Raw genomic sequence first — 21,813 nt, 5'->3', positions numbered from 1 at the left:
ATTCATGTAGGCGATGATTTTGCGGACTTCCGCCATGGCTTCCGGGCCGATGCCGTCGCCGGGGAGGATGAAAAGTTTGCGGGCCATTGTCGGCACTCCTGTGGTTTTCAGTCGGTGTAAAGCGGCACGGCCGCGTTGATAATGATGCGGGCTAGACCGCTGCCTTCGCGCCTTCGATCTGTCCGATGCGCTCTCGCAGCGTGTTGGCGACAGCCTGCGAAGCCGGAGCGAGGGCGATTTCAAGATTGGCGTTGCCGCCGTCTACCTCGATCGCGAGTTTCGAGACGCTGACGCCGAGCCGGCGAACGATGTCGAGCAGGCGGGAAACGATGTTTTCGAGATCGCCGCTTTCGATGGTGTAACGCATGGTGTTGCTCATCATGCGACCTTTGGCCATGGGCGCTGCTGAGGGCGCATTGTCTCGAAGGCACGCGCGAGGCGCAGCACGCCGATGTCGTCGAACTGCTGGCCGATGATCTGCAGGCCGATCGGCAGGCCGCCTGAGGTGTAGCCGCAGTTGAGCGAGATTGCCGGCTGGCCGCCCATGTTGACGGCGACTGTGAAGGCGATGTGTTCGAACGGCTTCTGCGGGTCGTTGACCGGCGAGGCCCATTCGGCCGGATAGGAGGCCGTCGGGGCCGTCGGCGACAGGATGAAATCATAGCCGGAAAGTGCCGCATGCAGCGCGTTGCGCATGGCGTCGATCTGGGCGAAGCCGGTATAGACCTCGCGGCCGGAGAAATTCTCGGCCGTTTTGATCCAGTCGAAGATATAGGGCAGGATCTGCGCCTGTTTTTCCGGCGAAAGGCGCGACACGTCTTCCCAGCCGCGCGCCCGCCAGAAGCGGTCGAGACCGTCGATCATTTCGCGCGTCAGGAAGGGGCCGATCGGCTCGATGATCGCGCCGGCATCGGCAAAGAGCTGTGCCGCCTTCTTGACCGCCTGTTCCGTTTCTTGCGTGACCGACTGGCCGAAGCCGGCGTCGAGCCAGAGGCCGATCTTCAGACCCTTCAGATCACGATCAAGATCGAGCCAGGGGAGATCGGCATAGGGCAAGGACATCGTGTCCCGGGCGTCTGGCTGCGACAGCACCGACATGTAGAGTGCCGTGTCGACGACCGTCCGGGTCATCGGGCCGGCAACGCGGCCGATAAAGGGCGGGTTGATCGGCACGCGGCCGGCCGAAGGCTTGAGCCCGACAATGCCGCACCAGCCGGCCGGCAGCCGGACCGAGCCGCCGATATCCGTGCCGATGTGAAGCGGACCATAACCGGCGGCCGAAGCAGCACCCGCACCGGCGCTCGAGCCGCCCGGATTGGCTGAGAGGTCCCAGGGGTTGCGGGCCAGCTTGTGGAAGCTGGAAAGGCCGGAAGACAGCATGCCGTAGTCCGGCATGGTGGTCTTGGCGAGAAGGATGCCGCCCGCCTCGCGGGTGCGGGCTGCCGGCGGCGCGTCGGCGGCTGCAGGCGTCAGCGACACGGCAGCACAGCCGAGCGGCACGGCGGTGCCCTTGGTTGCGATGTTTTCCTTGATCGTCACCGGCACGCCGTCGATTGCGCCCAGAGGTTCACCCTTTGCCCAGCGCTCTTCCGATGCCTTGGCGGCCTTGCGCGCCTCGGCCGGGTCATAGGCCCAAAGCGCGTTCAGCTTTGGCTCGGAAGCGTCGATGCGGGCAATCACCGCTTCGGTGACCTCGACGGGGGAAAGCTTCTTCGAGCGGTAGGCGTCGACGAGATCGACGGCGGAGAGATCGGCGAGTTCGGACATGGGGCACTTCCTAGGCAAAATGGCAGCGGGCGGACCAGGCCGGCGTCACCGGCTTGGCCTCAGGCGTTCGGGTCAGACAGATCTCCTGCCTGCGGGGACAGACGGCAGCATAGGCGCAGCCGGCTGCGGTCGTTGCGGTATGGACGGGCGTTTGCGGCGGCCCAGCGGAACGCACCCGCTTGCGCCGTCCGGAAAACGGTTTCGGCACGGCAGCGACCAGCGCCTGAGTATAGGGATGGCGCGGGTTGTCGAAGACCTCGGCCGTCGGTCCTTCCTCGACGATGCGGCCGAGATGCATGACGGCAACCCGGTCGGTGATGGCGCGCACGACGCCGAGATCGTGGCTGATGAACAGATAGGAAAGGCCGAGCCTTTCCTGCAGGTCCATCATCAGGTTCAAAACCTGCGCCTGGATCGAGACGTCGAGTGCAGACACTGGCTCGTCAGCGACGATCAGGGCCGGCCGGGTGATCAGCGCGCGGGCGATGGCGATGCGCTGGCGCTGGCCGCCGGAGAATTCGTGCGGATACTTGTCGGCCGACGCCAAGGGTAGGCCGACGGCCTCCAGCACCTCGGCGATGCGCCGGTTGCGCTCCGTGGTGCCCGTTCCACGCTCCAGCGAAACGATCGGCTCGGAGATGATCGTCCGAACCGTGTGGCGCGGATCGAGCGAGCCGTAGGGATCCTGGAAGATCGCCTGAAACCCCTTGCGCGCCTCTCGCAGTCCGGCGCGATCGAGCGCGTAGATATCCTTGCCGGCGATCGACACCTGGCCCGATTGCGGCCGCTCCAGCCCCATCACGGCGCGGGCCAGGGTCGACTTGCCGGAGCCGCTTTCGCCGACGATGCCGAGGCTCTGGCCGGCGGCGAGTGCGACGCTGACACCATGGAGCACGCGCAGGCGGCTCTGTTTCGAGAAGATCGACGGGCGCGGCAGGTCGTATTCGCGCACCAGATCGGTGGTCTTGAGGATCACCTCGCTCATGGTGCCACCATCCTTTCGCGCGGATGAAAGCAGGCGGCGCGATGCTGCACATTTCCATCGGTATTGATCAGGTCGAGTGCCGGGATCGCCTGACGGCAGTCGGCCTCAGCGAAGGAACAGCGGTCCGCAAAGGAGCAGTGGGATGGACGGCCAAAGGGATCCGGAACGATACCGGGGATGGCATTCAGCCGCGGGCGCCCACCGCCTTGATGGCGGGAGTCAAGGGCTGCGCCATGCGGCGACGCGGCGAAAAGGCCGCGGGCATAGGGATGCGCCATGCGCGCAAAGACATCGTCCGTGCGCCCGGTTTCGATGATGCGGCCGGCATACATGACCGCGATGCGGTCGGTCATCTCGGAGACGACGCCGAGATCGTGGGTGATCAGCATCAGCGCTGTGCCGGTGTCTTCGATCAGCTCGTCGAGCAGATCAAGGATCTGCGCCTGCACCGTAACGTCGAGCGCCGTCGTGGGCTCGTCTGCAATCAGCAGATCCGGTTCGCAGGCGATCGCCATGGCGATCATCACGCGCTGGCGCTGGCCGCCGGAGAGCTGGTGCGGGTAGAGATCGAGGTCGAAGCGCGGCGCCGGCAGGCCGACGCGGTCGAGCAGCGCACGCGCTTTCTTCTCCGCATCGGCTTTCGTTTCGCCGAGATGCAGCCGCCGTCCCTCGGCGATCTGCGCGCCGATCGATTTGACCGGATTGAGCGCCGTCATCGGCTCCTGGAAGATCATCGCCATGCGCCGGCCGCGATAGCCGCAATAGTCGGCTTCGTCCAAGCCCGCGAGATTGCGGCCGTCGAAGGAAAGTTCGCCGCGCACCCGCATGCGCTGCGGAAGCAGGCCCATGACGGCAAGGGCTGTCATCGACTTGCCGCTGCCGGACTCACCGACGATCCCAAGCCGCTCGCCGCGGTTGAGTTCGAGATCGATGTCGCAGACGATATCGACCGTGCTTTTGCCCGCGGTGAGTTCGACCGACATGCCGGCCATGTGAAGCAAGGGTTTGGTCATCGTTGCCGCCTCACGCGCGGGTCGAGAATGTCGCGCAGGCCATCGCCGAGCAGGTTGAGGCCGAGCACGGCGAAGGTGATCGCCAGGCCCGGGAAGATCGCGAGCCAGGGCGCCTGATAGATGAAGGTCTGGGCGTCGTTCAGCATCTTGCCCCAGCTCGGCATCGGCGGCTGCGTGCCGAGGCCGACATAGGAAAGGCCGGCTTCGGCAACGATCGCCAAGGCGAACTGGATCGTCACCTGAACGAGCAGCACGTGGTTGATGTTGGGCAGGATGTGCAGAAACGTGATCGCGACGTCGCCGCGGCCAGCGCAGCGCGCGGCCTGCACATATTCGCGTTTCCAGAGGCCCATCGAGGCACCGCGGGTGACGCGGGCAAAGACGGGTATGTTGAAGATGCCGATCGCGATCATCGCGTTGGTAGCGCCCGGACCGAAGATCGCGGTGATGATGACGGCGGTCAGAAGCGCCGGGAAGGCGAAGGCGAGGTCGCTCATGCGCATGACGAGACCATCGACAAAGCCGCCGCGAGCAGCCGCCCAAGCGCCAAGCGGCACGCCGATGCCGGCACCGACGAGAACCGCGACGATCGAGACGCTGATCGAGTTGCGGGCGCCGACCATGATCATCGACAGGATGTCGCGGCCGAAGTTGTCGGTGCCGAACCAATGGGCAAGGCTCGGTCCCTGCAGCTTGTCGCGGAAATTCATCGCCGTCGGCGAATAGGGCGTCCAGACATAGGAGACGAGCGCCATCGCCACGAGGATGACGGTGACGGTGGCCCCGATCGTCAGATTTCGGCTGCCGATAAGCTTGGAGATGAGGCTGGGTTGCGCGGCGGTTGCAGGAGCGGACATCAGTGGCCTCCCCTCGACAGGCGCGGATCGAGGTAACCGTAGACCAGATCGACGAGGAAATTGATGGTGATGACGGAGGCGGCAAGCAGGGTCACCAGCGTCTGCACCGTCACGAGATCGCGCTGCGCGATCGCCTGGAAGACGAGGCGGCCGATACCCGGCAGGTTGAAGACATTTTCGATGATGATCGTGCCGGCAAGCAGGAAGGAAAATTGCAGGCCGATAATGGTGACGACCGGAATGAGCGCATTGGGCACCGCATGCTTCCAGAGAGCGCCCGAACGGCTAAGCCCCTTGGCGCGCGCGGTGCGGATGAAATCCTCGCCGAGCGTCTCGATGACGGCCGAGCGCGTGACGCGTCCGAGAATGGCCGCAAGTGGCAGCCCGAGTGCGAGCGCCGGCAGGATGAGCGAATGCAGGCCGTTCCAGATGCCACCTTCCCAGCCGGCAAAGCCGGAGGCCGGGAACCAGGCGAGCTTCAGCGCGAAGAGCAGGATGAAGAGAAGCGCCAGCCAGAAGTTCGGGATGGCGACGCCCACCTGGGCGATGCCCATGACGACGGTGTCGCCGGCCTTGCCGCGGTTGGCGGCGGCATAGACGCCGATGGCGATGGCGACGGCGACCGAGATTGCCATGGAGAGCAGCGCCAGCGGCAGCGTCACCAGGATGCGCGGGCCAAGCAGCTCCCGGATCGGCACCGAATAGGTGAGGCTCATGCCGAAATCGCCGACGACGAAGCCGCCGATCCAGTGGAGGTAGCGGATCCAGATCGGCTGATCGAGGCCGAGCTGCCGGTGCAGCGCCGCGATCGCATCTGCGTCGGCATTCATGCCGAGCATCAGCACGGCGGGGTCGCCGGGCAGCACCTGCATCAGCAGAAAGACGATGACTGAGGCGACCAGCGTCGTCAGCAAGAGCGACACGAGGCGACCGCCAATGAAGGAAATCACATCAACCTCCCGGAAAGAGCGAGCGTTGACCGGCGCCGGGTGCGTCAATCAACGGCAGATCTGCGTCCGCCCCAACGAGGGGCAGATGCTGGAGCGGGGTGCGGATTTCCGTCCGCATCCCGCTCAATGAAAGTCGATCAGTTTTCCCAATAGGTCTGGGTCTGGTCGTCGGCCGGCACCGGCATGTTCTTCCAGAGACCCTTCACCTTCTTGTTCCAGACGCCGATCTTCGGCAGCGCGTAGAGGAAGACGTTCGGTTCGTCCGCTGCGAGCTTGCGCTGGAGCTGGCCGATCAGGTCCATCTGCTCGGCCTCGGTCGCAGCCAGCGTGTAGGACTTGTAGAGCGCCTTGTATTCCGGGTTCTGGTAGTTGAAGTAGTACTTGTCGCGCGCATAGATATCGAGGTCGCGGGCTTCCGCATGGGCGATGATCGTTGCGTCGAAGTTCGAGTTCTTGAAGACCTGATCCAGCCATTGTGCGAACTCGATCGGAACGAGGTTCACCTTGATGCCGACTTCGCTGAGCATGGCCGCGATTATCTCGCCGCCGCGGCGGGCATAGGCCGGCGGCGGCAGCATGATGGTGATTTCGAGGTTCTGAACGCCCGCTTCCTGCAGCAGTTGCTGCGCCTTGCCGGGGTCATAGGGGTAGGTCTCGTTCAGATCGACATAACCGGGTTCGACCGGCGAATAATGCGAGCCGATGGTCGTGCCGAAGCCCGAGTAAGTGCCTTCGACCAGCGCCTTGCGGTCGATCGCATGGGCAAGCGCCTGCCGCACTCGCACGTCGTCGAAGGGCTTCTTCGCATTGTTGAGCGCAAGCACCACCTTGCCCGAGGTGCTGCCGACCTCAACCTGCAGGTTCGGGTCGCTCTGGAACTGGCTGACCAGTTCTGCGGCCTGGAACATCGGGAAGGCATCGACGTTGCCGGCAAGAACGGCGGCCGCTGCAGCCGAGGGGTCACTGATGAACTTGAAGGTCACTTCGCTGAGCTTGGCCGGTTCGCCCCAATAGTCGGCGTTCTTTTCCAGCACCACCTTGTCGCCCTTCGCCCATTCCTTGAACTTGAACGGGCCGGTACCGACCGGCTTGGTCTTGCTGTCGGCGGCCGACGACGGCGCGATCATGACCGCGTCGCCCCAGGCCATGTTGAAGAGGAAGTTGGAGGCCGGGCGCTTCAGCGTCACGACCGCGGTGGCCGGATCCGGGCATTCGGTCTTTTCGATCGGCTCGAACAGGCCCTTCTGCGCATTGGTGGAATCGGCCGAGACGGCGCGCTCATAGGAGAATTTCACCACCGAGCAGTCGAAAGCCGTGCCGTCATGGAACTTGACGCCCTGGCGGAGCTTGAAGCTGTAGGTCTTCTGGTCGTCGGAGATCGTCCAGCTCTCGGCGAGCAGCGGCTTCACCGTGCCGTCTTCCACCACCCGGACGAGACCTTCGAAAAGGTTGCCGTAGGTGATGTAGCGGATGGGTGCGGCGGCGCCCGCGGTCGGGTCGAGGCCCGGCGGCTCGAGCACCTGGCCGACGGTGATCGTATCCTTGGCCATCGCCGGCGTCAGCGACGCAGCGATGAAGCACGAGGCAAGCGCCAGTTTCGTCAAATTCATCATGGTTCCCCCGCTTTGCGGTTTCGTTGTTTATGGTCCCGGAAATCAGGTCGAAATAATCAGATCGAGCGTCCGCCGTCGACGTCGAGCGCCACGCCGGTGATCATCGACGCCTGCGGCGAGGCGACGAAGAAGGCGGCCTCCGCAAGGTCTTCCGGCTTCAGCAGGCGTCCGAGCGGAATGGAATCGCGGAACTTCTTGCGGATTTCGTCGGAGTCCTCGCCCATGAAGGTGGTCAGCAGCGGCGTTTCGCCGGCAACCGGGTTGAGCGCGACAACGCGGATGTTGAAGGGCGCGAGTTCGATCGCGAGCGCCTTGGTGGCAGAAACGACCCAGCCCTTGGTCGCGTTGTACCAGGCAAGGTTCGGACGCGGCCGGTTGGCGCCGGTCGAAGCGATGTTGACGATAACGCCCGCCTTGTTTTCCTTCATGTGCGCCAGCAGCGCCCGCGTCATCAGGTAGACGCCGCGCACATTGACGCCGAGGATACGGTCGAATTCGTCGGGCTCGACCAGCTCGGCATTCTGCGGCTTGTGGCCGATGCCGGCATTGTTGATCAGGATATCGACGTGCCCGAACTGCTTGAGACCCGCCGCAACGGCCGCGTTAACGTCGGCTTCCTTGGCGATATCGGCAACCACGGCGATGGCATTGCTGCCGAGTTGCTTGGTGACGCGCTCTGCACCCGCAGCATCGCGATCGACGACGATGACCTTGGCGCCGCCTTCGACGAAGCGCTTGGCAATGCCTTCGCCGAAACCGGAGCCTGCGCCGGTGATGAGAGCGACTTTACCTTCCAGTGACACTTTGTTGTTCCTCCCAAGGAGACTTAGATCATGGGTTGGAGCGCGATGCGGGTGGAACGCCGCCTGCGGTTTTGCGCGCTCTAGCCGTGGTAGACAGAGATGGTTTTCATGCTGGCAAAGCCGTAGAGGGCCTCAAAACCCTTCTCGCGGCCATGGCCCGATTTCTTGACGCCGCCGAAGGGCAGCTCGACGCCGCCGCCGGCGCCGTAATTGTTGATGAAGACCTGGCCGGCGTGCACGGCGCGCGCCATGCGCAACTGCCGGCCGCCGTCATTGGTCCAGACGCCGCAGACGAGGCCATAGTCGGTGCCGTTGGCAAGTCGAATGGCTTCCTCCTCGCCGTCGAAGGGCATGATCACCTGAACCGGGCCGAAGATCTCTTCCTGCACCGTGCGGTGTTGGTGCGGCACGTCGCGCAGCAACGTCGGCGCGACATAGGCGCCCTCGGCCGGCGCGTCGGCGACGATCTCGCCCTGCGCTGCGACCTTCAGGCCATCCTTGGCGGCGTCGGCAAGGAAGCCCTCGACGATCGCCTTCTGCCGCTGCGAGACGACCGGGCCGACCGAGAGATCGCTGCCAGCAGGACCGACCTTCAAGGCGCGGTACCGTTCGCTCATCCGCGCGACCACTTCTTCATAGACGGCACGCTCAACCAGAATGCGCGACGAGGCCGAACAGGTCTGACCGGCATTCTGGATGCCGGCATTGACGAGGAAGGGGACCGCGCGGTCGAGATCCGCATCGGCAAAGACGATCTGCGCCGACTTGCCGCCGAGTTCCAGCGTCACCGGCACGGCGTTCTTCGCCGCCGCCGCCTGCACCATCTCGCCGGTGCGGACCGAGCCGGTAAAGGAGATGTGGTTGACATCGGGGTGTTCCGAAAGCGCTGCGCCCCCCTCCGAGCCGAAGCCGGTGACGATGTTGAGCGCGCCCGAGGGCAAGCCCTCTTCTTCGGCGATGCGGGCGAACTCCAAGATGGTGAGGCAGGCCTCTTCGGCCGGCTTGACGACGGCGGCGTTGCCCATGGCAAGGGCCGCGCCGAGGCTGCGGCCGAGGATCTGCATCGGGTAGTTCCAGGGGATGATATGGCCCGTGACGCCATGTGGCTCGTAGACGGTCAGTACGGTGAAGCCGTTCTGATAGGGGATGGTGTCGCCATGAACCTTGTCGGCGGCGCCGCCATAGAATTCGAGATAGCGCGCAAGCGCCACGACATCGGCGCGCGCCTGGGTCAGCGGCTTGCCGACATCGCGTGCTTCGAGCTCCGTCAGAAGGTCGATGTTGCGCAGCACACCGGCCGAAATCCGGGTCAGCACCCGGCCGCGCTCGGTCGGCGTCAGGCGTCCCCACTCACCTGAGAGTGCCGCGCGTGCCGAACGCACGGCGAGATCGATATCGTCCCGAGTGCCCCGGGCGATGCGCGCAAATTCCTGGCCGTTGGAAGGATCCCTGACGGCGATGAACTCGCCGCCCGTTGCGTCCTGCCACTTGTTCGCGATGAAATTGCCGTAGGTCTTCACAGTCATGCCTCTTTGTCAGTCCCGCGCTCTTCAAGCAGCGCCTTCAATCTCATGGCCGTCGCGTTGATGTGGGCGCGGGCCAGTTTCTCGGATTCATCAAGGTTCCGTGCGGCGATCGCCTCGACGATCAGCCCGTGTTCGGCGACCGCAGTGCTCGCCCGCTCGCTCGAAAGCGAAAAGGCCGGGGCAAAAACCTGCGAGGTCATGCGCAGAAGCGGCCCGAGCGGCGCCAGCGACGCATTGCGCGAGGCCGCAACGATCGCCTCGTGAAAGACGACGTTGGACTGTGTGTAGGCGCCTGGATCCCAGTTTTCGACGGTCTTGCGCTGGCGCTCCACCTGCTTTGCCAGATCCTTGATCTCGGCATTTGTCGCCCGCTCGGCGGCGTTGCGGGCCGCCACGCCATCCATCGCCTCACGCACCGCGTAGGCGTCCAGCAGTTTTGGCAGGTCGGCGGTTGCGACCCGGACACCGCTGCCCGGCTTGTTGACGACCAGCCCGTCGCGCTCGAGCACGCGCAGCGCCTCGCGCAGCGGCGTGCGGCTGATGCCGAACTCGGCGGCGATCTTTTCCTGGCGCAGCGTCGCGCCCGGCGCATAGATGCCGGCATAAATACGTTCGCGAAGGGCCTGGGCCACTTCGTCGAGCAAGCGTGACTGGCTTCGCCATTCAAAGGATTGGTTCATCGATCCCTCCCAAGATCGAGGTAAATTGTATCCAGGATACAGGCCGAGTCAATCCGGTGATGACACATAAGTCCCAGGGATTGTCAGCAAGTGCTGGCGACGCCGTCGGCTTCGGCAGTCCCGACTTGCGCCGCCGCGTTGACGCGCCGCTCGCCGCGGCTTCTATTAGGAACTGCTATGGTGGGAGGCTGGCCGTGCAGATGCTTGATTGGATTGCGATTATCCTGTTCCTCGTGACCTGGGTGGGACTGGAGCCGATGATGGCGCTTGGTTGGCCGCGCCGGACAGACAGCCTGATGCTGGACATGGTGCGTGTCCGGCAGGCCTGGATGCGCGAGGTGCTGACGCGGGATACCAACTTCATCGGTGACGCCGCCATTCTCGGTCACACGATCAATTCGGCCTCGTTCTTCGGCTCGGCCAATCTCATCGTCATCGTCGCCATGAGCAGTGCGCTTTTCATCCAGCCGACGATTGGCCTTCAGTCGGGCATCATCGCGATGTTCGCGCCGATCGAGCCGTTGTGGCTGTTTCAATGCAAGGTGCTGCTCGTCATGGCGACCTTGCTGCGCGGGCTGTCCGAATTCATCTGGGCGGTGCGGCAGATCAACTATTGCCTCGCAGCGATCGGAGCGAGCCCTTCGCGCGAAGAAGCCCGCGACATCGCCGCATGGGCCCACGCCCTGTCGCTGATGATCAATCCGGCCCTTCGATCCTTCAGCCAGGGTGTCCGCTCCTATTACTTCACCGTTGCCGCCGCGCTCTGGTTCCTGGGGCCGATCGCCTTTCTTATCGCCATCGTCGGCTCGGTCGCGCTTCTCGTCTGGAGACACAGCTGGTCGGATACGGCCAAGGGCGTGATGGAGGTGCGCAAGCTGCTCGACGAGAGCCATCCGACGGCGGCCGCGGTAGAACCCTCAACAGCCGTCCGTTCTCCGGCGGCAAACAGCTGAGGGTTTTTGGCGTGACCGGTTGGAATTGGCCGGCGAGGTAACCACCTAGTATCCGTAACGTTCTGGAGGCGGTCGCCCATGTCAGACAATCCGATCAAGATCCCCGGTCCCGATCATCCGATCACCACCGAGAGAAACCAGGCCCGTGTCGTCGTCACCCTCGGCGGGCGCGTCATTGCCGACACCCGCGATGCGCTGGCTCTGCGCGAGGCAACCTATCCCGCTGTGCAGTACATCCCGCGTGAGGATGTCGACATGTCCTTGCTTGAGCGCACCGATCATTCGTCCCATTGTCCCTATAAGGGTGACGCCTCCTATTTCAGCATCCCCTTGGGCGGCGAGCGGTCGCGCAACGCCGTCTGGACCTATGAAAACCCGCACGCGGCGGTGGCCGCCATCAAGGACCGGTTGGCCTTCTATCCGGATCGGGTGGATAAGATCGAAGAGATCCAGCCCTAGCATCCGCGCTCAAGTGAGGGCTACTGCGCTCGTTCGAACGCACGGTGCCCTGGCCGCGAGGTCACGCGTCGCGAATCCGAAACGTTTCGCGCACGGCCTTCAAGAATTCTGCCACTTTCGGCAGATCGCCGAGTTGCTGGTGGAAGAGATAGTAAAGATGGGTGGATGGCCCCGACCACTCGGGAAGAACCGGAACGAGCCGTCCGGCGGAGACGCCATCGGCGGCGAGCGCATCGCTCAGCATGCCGATGCCGAGGCCCTCGGCGATCAGCCGCTCGCTGATCGCCGGATCGTCGACGACGATCGATGGCGGGCGCTCGAGCGTAAAGTGCCTGTTGCCGTCTGACAGCACCCAATGGGCAAGCTCCCGTCGCATGCGCGTCCGGTGTGCCACCAGGGCGACGTGCATGAGGTCCTCGGGCGAAGACAGCGCCAATCCTGCGCAATAGGCGGGAGAGGCATAGAGGCGCTGCTCGATCGTTCCGATCTTGCGGTAGATCATCTCGCTGTCGACGGGTTCGCCCATCCTTAAGGCCACGTCGACGCCTTCGCCGATCAGATCGACATTTTGGTGGGTGGTCTGCATGTCGACCTGGACTTCTGGGCAGAGTTCCGCATAGCGCTTCAGGATCGGTGGCAGGAAGGTACGGGCAAAGGCGACTGACGTCGCGACCCTTAGGCGCCCGCGCGCCGTACCGTCGGCCGGTTGGAAGCCGGCGATGCCGCGGTCGATGAGCTCGACGGCGCCCCCGACCGATTCCAGCAGATGCTTTCCGGCCTCGGTCAAGGAGACCCGGCGGGTGGAGCGCAGCAGCAGGGCGACGCCAAGCGCTGCCTCAAGCTCGCCCAGGCGCCGGCTGACCGTGCTCGGTGGCAGGTGCAGGCGAAGCGCAGCTGAGGAAAAGCTCTCTGAGCGGGCGACCTCGAGGAAAATCCTGAGGCTGTTGAGATCGGCAGATTGGGGGGATTTCATGCGTTTCCGGAACAATTACTTCCACGATCGCAGGATAATCGACCGACGGTTGAATTGATAGCGTCTCGGCATCCAATCGAAGGAGCCGATCATGACCACTCGCAGACAAGCTTTGGGCCTTCTTGCCGCCGCGGCCCTGTTGCCGCTCGCACCGCGGATCGCCTTTTCCGCCGCGCCATTATCGACCGTCGCCAATGCCGGTTACTATCGCTTCCGCTTCGGAAAGTTCGAAGTCACCGCCTTGTCGGACGGCACCTTGGCGTTGCCGATGACAAAGATCTATCAGAACGAACCGGAAGGCGAGCTGCAGCGCAGGTTGGACGAAAACTTCCTCGGCAAGGAGCCGCATCTGTCGATCAACGCCTATCTCGTCAACGACGGCGAACGGCTGGTGCTGATCGATGCCGGGTCGGGGAGCCTGCTCGGCATTGCCGCCGGCAAGCTCTTGAGGCATCTCACGGCCTCCGGCTATCGCGCCGACCAGGTCGACGCGGTGATCCTGACCCATGTGCACGCCGACCACTCGGGCGGCCTCACCATCGACGGCAAAGCACAATTCCCGAATGCCGAGATCCATCTCGCCGAGCGCGAATACCGCTACTGGATCGAGCGGGAGGGCGTGACGGCGCTGACCGAGGCGCAGAAGACCGACTTTCAGCGAGCGCACGATGCCCTGGCCCCCTATATCGCCGCCGGAAAAGTGAAGCGTTTCGCCGACGACGCGGACGTCTTGCCGAACCTCGGATCGACCCTGCGCGCCGGGCACACGCCCGGGCATTCCGCGATCGTGCTGAAAGCGGATGACGGCCAGCGCCTCGTATTCTGGGGGGACGTCATTCACGGCGACTACATCCAGTTCGACACGCCTGACGTCTTCGTCAGCTTCGACGTCGACGGCACCGCGGCGGCAGCGACGCGTGCCGTGGCGCTGGCGGATGCGGCCGATGGGCGATACCTCGTCGCCGGTGCGCATCTGCCGTTCCCCGGTGTTGGCCATGTGGCGCGCGACGAGACGCTCTATCGCTTCGTCCCCTGGAACTACGTCGAGTAGCGGGTGGCAGCTTGGGCCTTGTCTACGAGATGACGTTGCGGACGAAGGTCACGACGCCGTCGCCGTCATTGATGTAGGCATAGGCCCGCGCCGAGCTGTAGACGGTGCACCAACCTCGCCATTCTCTCGGACTGAGTGGGTGCTTAGCCGTTGATCGCCTGGATCAAGCCGCAGTCGGGCACGACGGCGCTTCTGAAATACGACCTGCCGATGACTTCAGAGGCATTCTGCCTGCAACTGCTACAGCGAACCGGCGTGATGTTCACGCCGGGCAGCGCCATGGACATGGGAGGCTATCTCAGGATCGGCTACGCCAACAACGAAGGCATTCTACGCGGAGGCTTGAGGCGCGTCTCCGCGTTCCTGCGGGAGCACCAGGCGGCGGCCGCCTGAGGGGAGTTTCCGTCAGGGCGCGATATCCAGTTCCGGGTAATTGCGGAAGATGCCGTCTTCATTGAAGGCCAGCCGTCGCGATGAGGCGAGATAGGCGGCGATGTTCGGCCGGGCTTTCACCGAGGCGTGCAGTTTCATGAGATTGGGGTAGTCCTCCTCATAGTGCCGCATCGCTTTGGCAAAGGCATAGCGTAGCCCCTCGATCACCTGGAACAGCGAAAGGTCGACATAGGTGACGGCGTTCCCGACTGCATGGCCGCTGCCATCAGGGTTTTGCGCGAGAATCCGCTCGAAATAACCGAGAAACTTCGGGATGCGGTTGGTGACGAATTCGAATGCGCGGTCCTTCGCCTCCGCCTTCTGCTCCTCATAATATTTCGAAGTCGCGATCGGATGGTGCGTGTCATGCACTTCGGCGATTAAGTCGGTGACGGTGAGCTGCAGGCCATTGGCGAACCACTGCAGCGCCTCACCGTCAGGCGCAAGGCTGAGCTTGGGGCCGAGGTAGAAGAGGATGTTGGCGACATGCGAGATGATCTGGTTGCCATCTTTCAGAAAGGGCGGCGCAAATGGCACGTGCGCCTCGGTGGCGCTCTCCATCAGCTTCAGCATCTCCCCGGTGCCGCGGCCCGGCGCGCGCGTCACATCGACATAAGCGGCGCCGGCGTCCTCGAGTGCCAGTCGGACAAATTCACCGCGCCCCTGGATGCCGTCCCAGTAGTACAATTCATAGGTCATGATGCCTCGATCCCATTCTCGATACCCGGTTGATATAGGCGCCGCGGCAGCGGCGGCGAGGGGAGGCCCTGACTTCGGACGCCTGCTCTGTCGAACAGGGGCGATCACATGCTAAGGCGCTATGAACACGTGTGGTGGGGAGTAGTCCAGGTGAGCAAGCCGAACTATCGCGACATTGCTGAACTGGCAGGCGTCGGTACCGCGACGGTCGAGCGGGTCTTGAACGGCCGCGGTGGTGTTCGCCCGGACCTCGTCGAAAAAGTCGTCGTTGCGGCGCGCGCGCTGAATTATCCGCGAACCCTTCCCGAGACCCATCGCGGGCTTTTGCGCATCGATGTGCTGATGGTGCGGCCGGAGACGACCTTCTATCGCCGCCTGTCGCAGGCCTTTCAGCGGATCGCCGAGACGCTGGATCCGCTCGTCGTCGTGCATCGCAGCTTTACCGAGGAAATGAAGCCGGAGGAGATCGCCAGGCGCATCCTTTCAGCCGAGGTTAGCCGCGCCGGATTGATCCTGGCCGTGCCCAATCATCCGCTGATCAGCGCCGCTGTCGAAGCCGTGATCGTGCGCGGCGTGCCGGTGGTCCATGTCGTGACAAGGGCCTCGCACGACTTGGGCGAATTCGTCGGCATCGACAATCACGCGGCCGGACGAACGGCGGCACTCTTCATCGCGCGCATGGCGCGCAAGGCGGGGCCCGTCGTCGCGCTCTGCCACCCGATCTATCAGGTCCATCGCGACCGCCTCAGTGGCTTCTCGGACTATTTTGAGGGGCATCCGGGCGACCGCCGATTCGAGTGGCTGGGTTTTACCCGCGACGAGGAGCACTATGGCGCCGAAGCGTTGCGATGGGCGCTCGACATGTATCCGGATATGGCCGGGCTCTATAATGCCGGCGGCGCGAATGCGGCCCTGATCGACGTGCTTCGCCGACATAAGCGTGGCACCGAAATCTTCTTCGTCGGCCATGAGCTGACCGACTACACCCGCAAGGCGCTTAGCGACGGCATCATGGACGTCGTGCTCGACCAGGCGCCGGAGGCACAGGCCCGTCGCTCGCTTGACCTGATGCTGCGGCGGATCGGGCTTTCCGAGATGGAGCCGGACACCGCCCCCATTCGCTTCATTACCATCACAGCCGAAAGCCTTTGATCTGATTTGATCAAACAAGCTTTCGCCGTTCCGACCGCCTCCTGCTAGATTTTTATCAAGAAGGAGGCGCTCCGACAGACCCGGAAAGCAACCTCCTTCGAAGGATTTAGGGCGGAGCGCATGCGGTCCGCCGGGAGGAGAGCGCCATGGACGATCTGAAATATGGAACCCGCAACAAGCGCGGCGACTGGGCGCCGAACGAGCCGATCGAAACGGCGCCGCTGTTTGCCTTACCGCCAAAACTGCTGGCGCTCGTCAAGTGGCTGCCGCATTACTTCTTTCCTTGGAATGCGATCTTCGCGGCGTCGGCCGTCGTCTATTGGGCCTGGGTGATCCCGCCGGTCGAGGCGATGCAGAGCTTGAGCGTCGGCTGGATCGCCTGGCTCTATGCGGTCAACGCGGTTTGCGTCTTCTTCTTCTACGGCGCTTTCGAGCTGCATCTCTATGTGCTGAAACGGCAGGAAAACCGGTTCAAGTACAACGGCAAGTTTCCGGCCGAGCAGAAGAGCAAAGCCTTCTGGTTCGAAAGCCAGAATCTCGACAACATCCTGCGCACGTTCCTCTCAGGCGTGACGATCTGGACCGCCGTCGAAGTCGCCATGCTCTGGGCCTACGCCAATGGCTATGCGCCGTGGCTGAGCTTCGCGGACAATCCCTGGACGCTCGCGCTCGTCGCATTGGTGGTGCCTGTTATCCACGAGTTCCATTTCTTCTGCATCCACCGGCTCATCCACACGCCGCTGCTCTACAAGTGGGTGCATTCGGTCCACCACAATTCGGTGAACCCGTCGCCCTGGTCGTCGCTGTCGATGCATCCGGTCGAGCACCTGCTCTACTTCGCCACCGCCTTCTATCACCTGATCCTGCCGTCCAACCCGATCCTGATGCTTTACCAGCTGCACTACGCGGGCTTCGGTGCCATTCCCGGCCATGTCGGCTTCGACAAGGTCGAGGTCGGTGAAGAGACGCTCGTCGATAGCCACGCCTATGCGCATTACCTGCACCACAAGTATTTCGAGGTGAATTACGGCGACGCCCTGATCCCGCTCGATCGCTGGTTCGGCACCTGGCACGACGGCTCCAAGGAGGGCGAGGCGCGGATGCAGGAGCGCTACCGCAAACGCAAGGAAAAACTCGCAGCCCGCAAGGCACGCAACACCATCGGGGAGGCAGCAGAATGAGCAACGTGATCACCTGGGTACCAGCCTGCAAGCTGGACGATATCGAACAGGAAGGGGCGATCCGCTTCGACCATGGCGGCCGAACCTACGCCGTCTACCGCGGTCCCGACGATAGCGTCTATTGCACCGCCGGGCTCTGCACCCACGAGGCCGTTCACCTCGCTGATGGCCTCGTCATGGACTACGAGGTGGAATGTCCCAAGCATTCCGGCGCCTTCGATTATCGCACCGGTGAAGCCATCAGGCTTCCGGCCTGCGAGAATCTCAAGACCTATCCCGCCGAAATCGTCGACGGCGAGGTTCGTGTGGCGCTCGGCTAAGGCCACCACGCAAGCATTGATCAGGCCCATCGGGCCTCCGGAATGCGATCGGGTGATCCGGCACCCTCGGGAGGAAATCATGAAATCCATGTACCTGGCGGCAGCACTTGCCGCCTTGATGGGAAGTGCTGCCTCGGCGGAGACGATCGGCGTCTCGATGCAGAGCTTCGACAACAACTTCCAGACGCTGCTGCGTGAGGGCATCAATGCCCGCGCTGCCGAAGTCAACGGCGCCACCGTTCAGATCGAAGACGCACAGACCGACATCTCCAAGCAGCTCAACCAGGTGAACAATTTCATCGCGGGCGGCGTCGACGCGATCATCATGACGCTGACGGATACCTCGGCCGCCCCCGGCATCAGCGAAGCCGCTGAGAAGGCCGGTATTCCGCTCGTCTATCTCAATCTAGAGCCGGATAACCTCGGCAAGCTGCCGGAAAAGCAGGCCTATGTCGGCTCGAAAGAAACGGACTCCGGCAGATTGGGCGCGGAAGCTGCCTGTTCGCTGCTGAAGGAAAAGGGCAAGGCCAGTGATGCGCAGGTCTATATCCTGATGGGAGACCTTGCTCACCAGGCCTCGCGCGACCGCACCTCGGCGTTCAAGGAAACGCTCGCTGCCGGCGACTGCAAGGGTGCGACGGTTGCCGACGAGCAGTCGGCCGCCTGGACGCGCACCAACGCGATGGATCTCACCACCAACTGGATCACCGCCGGACAGCCGATCGACGTGGTCTTTGCCAACAATGACGAAATGGCGATCGGCGCCATCCAGGCGCTGAAGGCCGCCGGTGTATCGATGGACGACGTGATCGTCGTTGGCATCGACGCGACCCAGGACGGGCTTGCCGCCATGGCCGCCGGCGACCTCGACGCAACCGTATTCCAGAACGCCAAGGGGCAATCGGCTAGCGCCGTCGACACGGCCGTCTCGCTGGTGCGCGGTGAAAGCGTCAAAAAGAACGTCTGGGTTCCCTTCGAGCTCGTTACGCCGAAAAACATGGCCGATTACGCGGCGCGCAACTGATCCTCCTCCTGCATGTTTCCTTAATCGTCGCCGATTGAAGCACAGAAACATGCAGGAATTCAGAGTTTTACAGCGACCTTTGCGCGTCTGAACGGATGCGCGGCGCTGTGGGCCGGCGCACTTCTCCTGCCTGCACCGGCCACCTTTTTGAACGGGCTGACAAATCTTGCGTGCGGTTTTGCGACCGCCCCGCACGTCAACGCATGATCTACGGAGCAAGCCATGGATCGCATCGTCATAATCGGCGCCGGGGAATCCGGCACGCGCGCGGCCTTTGCCCTGCGTGAAACTGGCTTTGCCGGCAGCGTCACGCTCATCGGCACGGAACCGCATCTGCCCTATGAGCGGCCACCGTTGTCGAAGCCGCTCAATGGCGCCGTACAGATGAAGCCGATCTGCGGCGCTGAGGCGCTGGAGGCCGCCGGTATCGACTACCGGCAAGGTGTTTCTGCATCCCGACTGGATGCCGGTGACCGCTCCGTCACCTTGAGCGATGGCCGGACGCTCACCTATGACAAGCTGTTGCTCGCCACCGGCGCCCGTCCGAGGCGCCTCGCTTGCATAGGGGCCGAGCGCGCACTGGATTTCCGCACCTACGCCAATGCGGCGGCGATCTTCGCCCGTGCCGAAGCCGGCAGACACGTTGCGATCATCGGCGGTGGACTGATCGGCATGGAGCTTGCGGCGGTGCTGCGCGGCAAGGGCATCATGGTTAGCGTTATCGAAATGGCGCCGAAGCCGCTCGGTCGCGCGGTGCCGCCGCGTTTTGCCGCGAAGCTTCATGCCCGGCATCAGGATGAGGGCGTCACCTTCCATCTGGGGCAGGGGATCGCCGAAATCACCGGTGATGCGGTTGTTCTTTCCGACGGCACTCCGGTGCCGGCCGATATCGCCGTCGCCGCCATCGGCGTCCAGCCGGATACAGCACTCGCGGAGGCGGCGGGGCTTGCCGTCGGCAACGGTATCCTGACGGATGGCTATCTGCGCACCAGCGATCCGAACATCTATGCATCAGGCGATTGCGCCGCCGTGGCCCAGCCGGGTGGCGGGTATGTGCGCTTCGAAAGCTGGCGCAATGCACGCACCCAGGCCGAGGTCGCGGCCCTCAACATGGCCGGCGGCAAGGAGGCTTTTTCTGCCATCCCCTGGTTCTGGACCGATCAATACGATCTCGGCCTGCAGGTGGCGGGCCTGCCCCATCCGGACCATCAAAGCGTGACACGCCAGCTCGATGGTGGCGAACTCGAATTCTACCTCGATGGCGGGCGTCTCGTCGCCGCCGCTGGCCTCGGTTTCGGCAATGGTCTCGCCAAGGATATCAAGCTCTCGGAAATGCTGATTGCTGCCGGCGTCAGTCCCGATCCGGGAGCGCTCGCCGACGCCAGCGTGAACCTCAAGGCGCTGCTCAAAAGTGCCAGGGCCGCCTGATGCAGAAGCTGCTTGTCTTTCAATCGCTCTGGGCGATGGAGCGCCGGCATGCGGACGGCTTTGAGCGCAGTCTCGAAGAGAACATCGCAATGATCGTCGAGGCCGGGTTCGACGGCATCAGCGCGCATTATACCAATCGTCGCGATGTCGAGCACCTCAATGCCGTGATCCGCGGAACGGGCTTGAAGATCGAGGGCGTCTGTTTTCCTCGAAGCGTCGAGGATTTGCGCCTGACGCTGGAACTGGCCTCGGAGTTTCCGGTGAGCCACATCGATCTGCAGGCCGATGTTCGCCCGCGCCGGGTCGAGGATTGCCTGCCGCTGCTTGACGGCTGGGCCAGGCTTGCTGAGGAAATGGATGTTCCCGTCTATATCGAAACCCACCGTCACCGGATCACCAACGACCTCCTCTTCACGCTCGACCTGCTCGACCGGCGGCCCGATCTGCCGCTCTTGGCCGACCTCTCGCACTATCTCGTTGGCCGGGAATTCGCCTTTCCGGTGGAAGACGAAAGCCACGCCCAGATCCAACGCATTCTGCGCAACGCCGGCGCCTTCCACGGCCGTATCGGCTCCTGCCAGCAGATCCAGATCGAGCTTTCCTTTCCCCACCATCTGCCCTGGGTCGCTCTCTTCCGCGAGTGGTGGGACTACGGCTTCCGGCACTGGCGCTCCCACGCTGCCAACGATGCCGAGCTGGTCATGACCTGCGAACTCGGCCCAAGGCCCTATGCCATCACCGACAGGGACGGTAACGATACGACTGATCGCTGGGCCGAGGCGCTTTTGCTTCGCGAGATGGCCTGCGAGATCTGGGCGGAAAGTGCCAATTCCCCGACGGGTGAAGCACGGGATCTGAGGACGCCTGAACTCGTCATGTAACGAAGGACGGCCGGAACGGCAGATTGTGCTCGAGGCCGAGCCAGGGCGGGTTTTCCGCATACATTTCCACGATCAGCGCCTTGATCAGCTCGATGTAACGGGAATTGTCGCCGACCCGATGGTTGAGGATGACGGGTGAGGTCGCCCGCTCGCCCTCGATCATGCGATAGTGCAGGTCGGAGCGGACCTGACGCGCAGAGGACGGGACGATACAAAGTCCGGCATCCGAGGCGACGAGGCCAAGCGCACTCTGGATCTCACGCACCTCATGCACCTCGGCCGGGCGCACATCCTGCGCGTGGAGCAGGCTCAACACGTGATCGGCATAGCTCGGGCGCGGTTCCTTCGGGTAGACGATCAGTTTTTGCCCGGCAACCGCACTCAACGGAAGCGGAGATGTGTCATCGGCAAACGGCGTGCCCTGCGGTATCGCCAAGGCGAGGCGCTCTTCCCGCATGAGGATGCCGGCGACATTGGGATCGTTGTGATGCAGCCGCCCGAAGCCGACATCGATCCGGCCTTCCTTCAGCGCCGCGATCTGCTGCACCGACACCATCTCCAACAGCCGGATATCGAGTTCCGGCGCGTTCTGCCTGAGCTTGCGCACCAGCGTCGGCAGCCCGCCATAGAGCGTGGACGCGACGAAGCCGATCGACAGCACGCGGTTCTGGTTGAGACCGACGCGGCGGGTCGCCTCTACCATCTGTTCCACCCGGCCGAGCACTTGCAGCGATTGTTCGTAAAACAATCGCCCCGCTTCCGTCAGCCGCACCGGCCGGCTCTTGCGGATGATCAGCGGCACGCCCAGTTCTTCCTCAAGAAGCTGGATCTGCCGGCTCAAGGGCGGCTGGGCGATGTGCAGCTGCTCGGCAGCGCGGGTGAAGTTGCGCTCGCGGGCGACGGCGACGAAGTAGCGAAGCTGGCGCAGATCCAATGTTACAGCCCCCATTTTCCTACCGTTGCGGTATGTTGCAGTGCGGCAAGCGCATGAATGCGCGTAATCTTTGCCATACTATACCGTCAAGGTATCATAGGTAACCTATTTGGTGTTGGACGTCACCCGCTG

Annotated in this window: 23 protein-coding genes; 10 read left to right on the top strand and 13 right to left on the bottom strand. The window is 63.5% G+C overall.

Features of this window, described 5'->3' with window-relative positions:
• Positions 1-151: 151 nt before the first annotated feature.
• The 10 genes from ASE71_RS01560 to ASE71_RS01515 all read right to left on the bottom strand — a co-directional run bounded on the left by ASE71_RS01560 (position 152) and on the right by ASE71_RS01515 (position 10,194).
• On the bottom strand, positions 152-367 hold the full coding sequence (locus ASE71_RS01560; protein WP_134886311.1) for a hypothetical protein: 216 nt from the start codon (positions 365-367) through the stop codon (positions 152-154).
• 11 nt (positions 368-378) lie between these two features.
• Entirely contained in the window at positions 379-1,767 is a 1,389-nt protein-coding gene (locus ASE71_RS01555) for an amidase (RefSeq protein ID WP_060521842.1), read from the bottom strand.
• Between the two features lie 10 nt (positions 1,768-1,777).
• Positions 1,778-2,752: an ABC transporter ATP-binding protein gene (locus ASE71_RS01550; protein ID WP_082566572.1), complete on the bottom strand. Its 975-nt coding sequence runs from the start codon at positions 2,750-2,752 to the stop codon at positions 1,778-1,780.
• Positions 2,749-3,765 (bottom strand): ABC transporter ATP-binding protein, encoded by a 1,017-nt coding sequence (locus ASE71_RS01545; protein WP_060521843.1) that lies wholly within the window; start codon positions 3,763-3,765, stop codon positions 2,749-2,751. The genes ASE71_RS01550 and ASE71_RS01545 overlap by 4 nt, the downstream gene beginning before the upstream one ends.
• The gene (locus ASE71_RS01540; RefSeq protein ID WP_060521844.1) at positions 3,762-4,622 is read right to left on the bottom strand and encodes an ABC transporter permease; all 861 of its coding nucleotides are present in this window, start codon (positions 4,620-4,622) and stop codon (positions 3,762-3,764) included. Before ASE71_RS01540 ends, ASE71_RS01545 begins: the two co-directional genes overlap by 4 nt.
• Positions 4,622-5,572: an ABC transporter permease gene (locus ASE71_RS01535; RefSeq protein ID WP_034801757.1), complete on the bottom strand. Its 951-nt coding sequence runs from the start codon at positions 5,570-5,572 to the stop codon at positions 4,622-4,624. Before ASE71_RS01535 ends, ASE71_RS01540 begins: the two co-directional genes overlap by 1 nt.
• A gap of 137 nt (positions 5,573-5,709) precedes the next feature.
• Entirely contained in the window at positions 5,710-7,185 is a 1,476-nt protein-coding gene (locus ASE71_RS01530) for an ABC transporter substrate-binding protein (protein WP_060521845.1), read from the bottom strand.
• 56 nt (positions 7,186-7,241) lie between these two features.
• A complete protein-coding gene (locus ASE71_RS01525) occupies positions 7,242-7,988 on the bottom strand; it encodes a glucose 1-dehydrogenase (RefSeq protein WP_060521846.1) in 747 nt (248 codons plus the stop codon).
• An 80-nt stretch (positions 7,989-8,068) separates the two neighbouring features.
• A complete protein-coding gene (locus ASE71_RS01520) occupies positions 8,069-9,514 on the bottom strand; it encodes an aldehyde dehydrogenase family protein (RefSeq protein ID WP_060521847.1) in 1,446 nt (481 codons plus the stop codon).
• On the bottom strand, positions 9,511-10,194 hold the full coding sequence (locus ASE71_RS01515; RefSeq protein WP_060521848.1) for a GntR family transcriptional regulator: 684 nt from the start codon (positions 10,192-10,194) through the stop codon (positions 9,511-9,513). Before ASE71_RS01515 ends, ASE71_RS01520 begins: the two co-directional genes overlap by 4 nt.
• 200 nt (positions 10,195-10,394) lie before the next feature.
• On the opposite strand from ASE71_RS01515, the gene ASE71_RS01510 reads away from it, so the two are divergent.
• On the top strand, positions 10,395-11,147 hold the full coding sequence (locus tag ASE71_RS01510; RefSeq protein WP_082566573.1) for a DUF599 domain-containing protein: 753 nt from the start codon (positions 10,395-10,397) through the stop codon (positions 11,145-11,147).
• 78 nt (positions 11,148-11,225) lie between these two features.
• Positions 11,226-11,606, top strand: coding sequence for a DUF427 domain-containing protein (locus tag ASE71_RS01505; protein ID WP_060521849.1), 381 nt, complete (start codon positions 11,226-11,228; stop codon positions 11,604-11,606).
• Between the two features lie 61 nt (positions 11,607-11,667).
• Here ASE71_RS01505 and ASE71_RS01500 read toward each other — a convergent pair whose 3' ends face one another.
• Positions 11,668-12,579: a LysR family transcriptional regulator gene (locus tag ASE71_RS01500; RefSeq protein WP_060521850.1), complete on the bottom strand. Its 912-nt coding sequence runs from the start codon at positions 12,577-12,579 to the stop codon at positions 11,668-11,670.
• Positions 12,580-12,670: 91 nt separating this feature from the next.
• On the opposite strand from ASE71_RS01500, the gene ASE71_RS01495 reads away from it, so the two are divergent.
• On the top strand, positions 12,671-13,630 hold the full coding sequence (locus ASE71_RS01495; RefSeq protein ID WP_060521851.1) for an MBL fold metallo-hydrolase: 960 nt from the start codon (positions 12,671-12,673) through the stop codon (positions 13,628-13,630).
• A 150-nt stretch (positions 13,631-13,780) separates the two neighbouring features.
• Complete coding sequence (locus tag ASE71_RS01490; protein WP_060521852.1) at positions 13,781-14,023, top strand: hypothetical protein; 243 nt, start codon at positions 13,781-13,783, stop codon at positions 14,021-14,023.
• Between the two features lie 12 nt (positions 14,024-14,035).
• Here the strand turns inward: ASE71_RS01490 and ASE71_RS01485 are convergent, their stop codons facing one another.
• Positions 14,036-14,761, bottom strand: a complete 726-nt coding sequence (locus ASE71_RS01485) for a glutathione S-transferase family protein (protein WP_060521853.1) — start codon at positions 14,759-14,761, stop codon at positions 14,036-14,038.
• Between the two features lie 150 nt (positions 14,762-14,911).
• Here ASE71_RS01485 and ASE71_RS01480 point away from each other — a divergent pair, with 150 nt between their 5' ends.
• The 6 genes from ASE71_RS01480 (at position 14,912) to ASE71_RS01455 (ending at position 20,747) form a co-directional block, all read left to right on the top strand.
• Positions 14,912-15,913: a LacI family DNA-binding transcriptional regulator gene (locus tag ASE71_RS01480; RefSeq protein ID WP_060521854.1), complete on the top strand. Its 1,002-nt coding sequence runs from the start codon at positions 14,912-14,914 to the stop codon at positions 15,911-15,913.
• Between the two features lie 146 nt (positions 15,914-16,059).
• Positions 16,060-17,094 carry a sterol desaturase family protein gene (locus ASE71_RS01475; RefSeq protein WP_060521855.1) on the top strand — a complete coding sequence of 345 codons (1,035 nt, stop codon included), beginning with the start codon at positions 16,060-16,062 and terminating at the stop codon, positions 17,092-17,094.
• An 8-nt stretch (positions 17,095-17,102) separates the two neighbouring features.
• Positions 17,103-17,414, top strand: a complete 312-nt coding sequence (locus tag ASE71_RS01470) for a MocE family 2Fe-2S type ferredoxin (RefSeq protein ID WP_034801776.1) — start codon at positions 17,103-17,105, stop codon at positions 17,412-17,414.
• A 79-nt stretch (positions 17,415-17,493) separates the two neighbouring features.
• Positions 17,494-18,438, top strand: coding sequence for a substrate-binding domain-containing protein (locus ASE71_RS01465; protein WP_060521856.1), 945 nt, complete (start codon positions 17,494-17,496; stop codon positions 18,436-18,438).
• Positions 18,439-18,660: 222 nt separating this feature from the next.
• Positions 18,661-19,866 (top strand): NAD(P)/FAD-dependent oxidoreductase, encoded by a 1,206-nt coding sequence (locus tag ASE71_RS01460; RefSeq protein ID WP_034801729.1) that lies wholly within the window; start codon positions 18,661-18,663, stop codon positions 19,864-19,866.
• The gene (locus ASE71_RS01455) at positions 19,866-20,747 is read left to right on the top strand and encodes a sugar phosphate isomerase/epimerase (RefSeq protein ID WP_113544749.1); all 882 of its coding nucleotides are present in this window, start codon (positions 19,866-19,868) and stop codon (positions 20,745-20,747) included. The genes ASE71_RS01460 and ASE71_RS01455 overlap by 1 nt, the downstream gene beginning before the upstream one ends.
• Here ASE71_RS01455 and ASE71_RS01450 read toward each other — a convergent pair.
• Positions 20,740-21,681, bottom strand: coding sequence for a LysR family transcriptional regulator (locus ASE71_RS01450; protein ID WP_060521857.1), 942 nt, complete (start codon positions 21,679-21,681; stop codon positions 20,740-20,742). The genes ASE71_RS01455 and ASE71_RS01450 overlap by 8 nt on opposite strands.
• Positions 21,682-21,813: the final 132 nt, after the last annotated feature.

Source organism: Ensifer sp. Root954 (assembly GCF_001429005.1).
Classification (GTDB): Bacteria; Pseudomonadota; Alphaproteobacteria; order Rhizobiales; family Rhizobiaceae; genus Ensifer; species Ensifer adhaerens.
The sequence above is the reverse complement of the archived record's forward strand: the minus strand, read 5'-3'. Positions and strand labels throughout refer to the sequence as shown.

Bases quoted from the DNA above. Each gene is read 5' to 3' on its own strand.
- ASE71_RS01560 (WP_134886311.1), bottom strand. From the start codon at position 367: ATGCGTTACACCATCGAAAGCGGCGATCTCGAAAACATCGTTTCCCGC.
- ASE71_RS01555 (WP_060521842.1), bottom strand. From the start codon at position 1,767: ATGTCCGAACTCGCCGATCTCTCCGCCGTCGATCTCGTCGACGCCTAC.
- ASE71_RS01550 (WP_082566572.1), bottom strand. From the start codon at position 2,752: ATGAGCGAGGTGATCCTCAAGACCACCGATCTGGTGCGCGAATACGAC.
- ASE71_RS01545 (WP_060521843.1), bottom strand. From the start codon at position 3,765: ATGACCAAACCCTTGCTTCACATGGCCGGCATGTCGGTCGAACTCACC.
- ASE71_RS01540 (WP_060521844.1), bottom strand. From the start codon at position 4,622: ATGTCCGCTCCTGCAACCGCCGCGCAACCCAGCCTCATCTCCAAGCTT.
- ASE71_RS01530 (WP_060521845.1), bottom strand. From the start codon at position 7,185: ATGATGAATTTGACGAAACTGGCGCTTGCCTCGTGCTTCATCGCTGCG.
- ASE71_RS01520 (WP_060521847.1), bottom strand. From the start codon at position 9,514: ATGACTGTGAAGACCTACGGCAATTTCATCGCGAACAAGTGGCAGGAC.
- ASE71_RS01515 (WP_060521848.1), bottom strand. From the start codon at position 10,194: ATGAACCAATCCTTTGAATGGCGAAGCCAGTCACGCTTGCTCGACGAA.
- ASE71_RS01510 (WP_082566573.1), top strand. From the start codon at position 10,395: ATGCTTGATTGGATTGCGATTATCCTGTTCCTCGTGACCTGGGTGGGA.
- ASE71_RS01505 (WP_060521849.1), top strand. From the start codon at position 11,226: ATGTCAGACAATCCGATCAAGATCCCCGGTCCCGATCATCCGATCACC.
- ASE71_RS01500 (WP_060521850.1), bottom strand. From the start codon at position 12,579: ATGAAATCCCCCCAATCTGCCGATCTCAACAGCCTCAGGATTTTCCTC.
- ASE71_RS01495 (WP_060521851.1), top strand. From the start codon at position 12,671: ATGACCACTCGCAGACAAGCTTTGGGCCTTCTTGCCGCCGCGGCCCTG.
- ASE71_RS01485 (WP_060521853.1), bottom strand. From the start codon at position 14,761: ATGACCTATGAATTGTACTACTGGGACGGCATCCAGGGGCGCGGTGAA.
- ASE71_RS01475 (WP_060521855.1), top strand. From the start codon at position 16,060: ATGGACGATCTGAAATATGGAACCCGCAACAAGCGCGGCGACTGGGCG.
- ASE71_RS01465 (WP_060521856.1), top strand. From the start codon at position 17,494: ATGAAATCCATGTACCTGGCGGCAGCACTTGCCGCCTTGATGGGAAGT.
- ASE71_RS01460 (WP_034801729.1), top strand. From the start codon at position 18,661: ATGGATCGCATCGTCATAATCGGCGCCGGGGAATCCGGCACGCGCGCG.
- ASE71_RS01455 (WP_113544749.1), top strand. From the start codon at position 19,866: ATGCAGAAGCTGCTTGTCTTTCAATCGCTCTGGGCGATGGAGCGCCGG.